This is a genomic window from Limnohabitans sp. (genome assembly GCF_040400975.1).
Classification (GTDB): domain Bacteria; phylum Pseudomonadota; class Gammaproteobacteria; order Burkholderiales; family Burkholderiaceae_C; genus Limnohabitans_A.
On sequence record NZ_JBBAPF010000072.1, the window covers coordinates 1 to 2,878 of the forward strand.

At 66.9% G+C, this 2,878-nt stretch carries 1 pseudogene; it reads right to left on the reverse strand.

The window, feature by feature from the left end:
- A pseudogene (locus tag ABWQ00_RS15760) lies at positions 1–1,985 on the reverse strand (hypothetical protein); the annotation flags it as partial.
- Positions 1,986–2,878 lie beyond the last annotated feature (893 nt).

Sequence of the window (2,878 nt, forward strand, 5' to 3'; positions counted from 1 at the left end):
CAACGCTTTCGAGGCCGCCCGCAATCCCGACACTCGCACAATCCTATGCTCGTCTCCGACGCGCACAGGGGACACCTCTTGCGAGGCCACATGCCCGAAGGCAACTTGCCTGGCCTCGCATCGAATTTGAAGTCACCGCCACAATGCCGTGGGCAACTGTAGCAGTACTCCGTCCACCCTCGTCGTTCCGCGGCGCCGCGGTCGCTGGAATCCCGACCGTCGCCACCTTGACCTCCGTCTGAGCCAGAAGGAGCCGTGCCGCCACCTTCCAAGCCCGGAGGAGCCTCGCCACTGTCTTTGCTTCCGCTGCCGCCGCCACCCGAAGTCGTCGACGCCTGTCTACATCCTATCTTCTTCAAGGACTTTGCCCCGTCGTCACCCCCCTCAGGGGTGCTCGCTGCCACCGCCTCCAGCTGCTGCCGCTGGCGCCAGCCGACGTGCCAGTCCCAAAGGTCGGGTCGCACGGACTTCAGGTAAGCGTCGAGGTCGTCGCAGGAGTCGGGGTCCTCCCGCTGCAAGTGACCAGCGCTCACCGCCGAGGGGAGGTCTGGCGCTTTGCTGCTCCCTCCGTCTGCCCCCGTCCACTTGTCGTGAGCTTCCGGCACCAAGCTCCCCTCTTCCTCGCGCGTGGTCCCCTTGCTCAGGCTGCGCCTCCCGAGCGCGGCCTGCCGCTGCAGTGCTGCCTCGTCCGGCCGCTCGGGCCCAAGCTTCACACTGCAGTCCTCTCGCTGTACTCCCGACACCGGCTTTTTCCCAGCCAGCTGGCTGTGGTTGGGCTTCACATCTCGCCACTCTCCCCAAGATTCCCTGTCGCCTGCAGAATCTGTGCTTGCAGCTCGCTTGGCTGGTTGTGCTGCCGCGCTGGCTAAGCCGTTCCCCGCGGGTGCGGCTTGTCCCAGCGCCGTTCCATTGGACGACTCCGCCTGCATCTGCAACACGCCTCTGGCAGTCTTGTCAACGTCCGCATCGAGCATCGAGATGAGGGGGATCACGAGCTGGTCCTTCTCTGGCATCTGCTTGAGCTCCTGGTGGAGCACCTCTCCCCCTGCTGAGAGCTCTTGAAGGCGCGAAGGCGACAACAGTCGGAGGCCAAGCAGAACCTCATCTGACAGGTCCTGGTCTGCTGCAAGCTCACTGATGGCTGCAGTGCATGCGGTGGACCTGTTTGCCCGCAACCTATGCTCAGCTTCCAGCTCCACGCCCTTGCCTGCATGGTCGTCCTGGCCAGATTCCCTGTTTCCATGCTCCATCTCTTGCAGTCCTCGGGGGAGTTCTTCCCCATCGGGGTCAAGCATTGATATGAGGGACGTCATCACGTGGTTTCTGTCAGATACCTCACAAAGCTTCTGCCGGAGGGCGTCATCCCCTGCCAAGAACTCCTCGAACTGCAGCGGTGTCAGCAAACGGAGTCCCGGCTCCACTTCGTCTGAAGGATCAGGCTCTTTGCTCAGCTTTTCAACCGCCGAAACGCTCCGAGATGTTTTGTTCGACTGGAGACGCCGTTCCACTTCGGCAACAAGGCCCGCTTCGCTGGCCTCGGGCGCAGCCTCAGCCTGCGTGGCCTCGCTGAGCTTTGACAGCCCGCTGACCCGCTGCTCGCTGCCTTCCTCCTGCTCGGCTCCTGGTGGCCTCGCTCCCCCCGCCCGGGTGGACTCAACAGGGAGGTACTGCAGCTCCACGGGCGCAGTCTCGGCCTGAGTACTGGCCCTCACGCGCCGGCCGTCCATCAGGGAGCTGATCATCCTGGACAGCTCCTCGTTCTCCGTCCGCGCCCTGGCAAGCCACCCCTCGGCCTGCTCGTACGAGGCCCTGTTCTCGCCGCACTGGCGCTTCAGGGCGTCCACCTCCCGCTGCAGAGCGTGCAGAGCTTCCAGCTGGTCGCCCAACCTGCACTCTTGCTCCTTGGGTGGACTCCTCCCGTCTCGCTTGCTGCGGCCTCCTTCTTCAAGCTGGCTTCCACTGTCGTCTGCTGCGGCGTCGTCCATCGTCAACAACCGTCGTCGCGATCGTCGCCGCTCGTCAGCCGAGCTCCCGCCGGCACCGCCAAGGCCTGCCTGCGCGCTGCCGTCGCGCGCCAGCCTGCCAGGGCCTGCCTGCGCGCTGGCATTGCTGCTCCCGCTGCCGCTGCCGCCTTCGCCTCGGCCCGCCTGCGCGCTGCCATCGCTGGGCGGCATGCCGCGGCCTGCCAGCGCGCTGGCATTGCTTGCTGCGCCTCCGCTTCCGCTGCCGCCGCCTCGGCTCCGACTGTCGCTCTTGCCGGGCTCGGGGGCCCCGACTGGGTGCCTCCAGGGGAAGCTCGGCTCCGCCGCCCTCTCGACGGCCCGCCAGTAGGCTGCCAGAGCCTGAACAGCAGCACGTCGTCCCGGGCCGTGCTGGAAGGCACAGCACGGCCGGTAGCAAGCCGCCGCGTAGCGGCAAGGGCCAAGCGCAGCAGCGCATGGCGCCGGCCGCTCCACAGTCTCTCCCAGGTCCGTCCTGGTCCAGGCCTCTCCTTTGCGCTCGTCGTCGTCCCCGGCCAGATTCTGCTCTGGGCCTCTGTGCTCGTCCTCGTCTTCGGCCTGGTTCTGCTCTGGGCTCCCCTCTGGGCACTCGTCCGCAGGGCCGTCCGCAACCCCAAGGCCTCGTCCAACGGGCCGCTCTGTCAAGTCTCCGCACCCGACCTCGTCGGCCTCGTCCCCGTCTCGTCGGCTCTTGTCAGCCGCTCCTCCGTCTCGGCGTCGGGTCATCGTCCCACCCACGGGGAGTCCGCCCCACGCTTGGGCTTGAGCCAGGGTCGGGTCGGGTCGGGTCGGGGCGGGTCGGGTCGTAGCTCGCCATTAAGAGCAACGCGTCCGAGAGGTGTCGGTTACGCGCCGCCCCGCTGCGCTCGCGGCCACTT